Source organism: Microbacterium umsixpiens (assembly GCF_053543675.1).
Genome location: NZ_JBLVOH010000086.1, coordinates 8918 through 10137, shown reverse-complemented (window position 1 = coordinate 10137; position 1220 = coordinate 8918). Strand labels below are relative to the sequence as shown.

1 protein-coding gene and 1 pseudogene are annotated in these 1220 nt (G+C 66.8%); one reads left to right on the top strand and one right to left on the bottom strand.

The window, feature by feature from the left end:
* A pseudogene (locus ACNPM4_RS08825) lies at positions 1-285 on the bottom strand (Rne/Rng family ribonuclease); the annotation flags it as partial.
* 283 nt (positions 286-568) lie between these two features.
* Here ACNPM4_RS08825 and ACNPM4_RS08820 point away from each other — a divergent pair.
* Positions 569-1186, top strand: a complete 618-nt coding sequence (locus ACNPM4_RS08820; RefSeq protein WP_448985431.1) for a vitamin K epoxide reductase family protein — start codon at positions 569-571, stop codon at positions 1184-1186.
* The last annotated feature ends 34 nt before the right edge of the window (positions 1187-1220 follow it).

Here is a 1220-nt window from a genome sequence, read left to right as displayed (position 1 = left end):
AGCGATCACCGCGGCCGCCTCGTCGTCGGCAGCGGCATCCGCGGCGGCACCCGCCGCAGCGTCGTCCGCAGCGGCGGCTGCGTCTTCGGCGGCCGCGTAACCGGCGGCGACATCATCGGCGGCAGCGTCGGCCGCGACCTCTGCGGCATCCGATGCGGCGTCGTCCTCGTTCGCCGGCCCTTTCGGGTCGTCGGCGTCGGGAGCAGTGGGCTCCGTCAGCGGCTCCGCGGCGTCAGCCGGGAAGTCGAGGGTAGGTACGTTGTTGTCATTGTTCTCATCGGCCATCTCTGGCTTACTCCCTGCACGGGGCACTGGTGCTCCGTGAAATCTCATGCGGTACCCGCGGGTTCCGCGAACTCACTCGGTGTGCGACCGGCTCATGGCTCTGATCACGTGGGGCATGGGGCCCCGAAGTCTGCGTCGGCACGTGTCGCGGCAAGGCCGTTCATCGTGTCACAGGCCATTATCGCACCAAGTGGGTCCGTTCACGGCATCCCGTCGAGACCAGTGCGTTTTTGTCCGGCCTGTTCTCGCCACATCCATAGCCATCGCGGGGATAATCCTCAGTATGAGCGAGCAGCGCACCCGCCCCGTCGTCTACGCCGTCTGGCTGATCTTCGCGAGCGTGGTGGGCTGGTTCGCCGCCTTCCAGCTCCTCACCGAGAAGCTCGCCAAGCTCGAGAATCCCGACGCGGTGTCCAACTGCTACGTGAGCGTGATGATCCAGTGCGACGTCAACCTCAACTCGTGGCAGGGCGAGGTCTTCGGCTTCGCGAACCCGATCATCGGCCTCACACTGTGGATGGCGCCGCTGGTCGTCGGCGTGGCGCTGCTCGCCGGCGCGCGCTTCCCCCGTTGGTTCTCGCTGGCTTTCGGTGCCGGGATCACGTTCGCGTTCGGCTTCGTCGTCTGGCTCATCAGCCAGAGCCTGTACGCGCCGAACCTCGGCGTGTTGTGCCCGTGGTGCATGGCCACGTGGGCGGTCACCATCCCGACCTTCTTCGCGACCATGGTGCATCTCACCCGCAACGGCACGTTCACGAGCAGCGAGCGGGCGCAGGAGCGCGCGAACCGGCTGATGCCCTGGGTGCCGCTTGCGACGATCCTCGCCTACGCGTTGATCATCCTGCTCGTCCAGCTGCGCGGCCTCGACCTTCTCGGCGAGGTCATCGGCATGATCTTCTGATCCCGCTCCACGGAATGAGGAAACCCCCCCCCCC

Bases quoted from the DNA above. Each gene is read 5' to 3' on its own strand.
- ACNPM4_RS08820 (WP_448985431.1), top strand. From the start codon at position 569: ATGAGCGAGCAGCGCACCCGCCCCGTCGTCTACGCCGTCTGGCTGATC.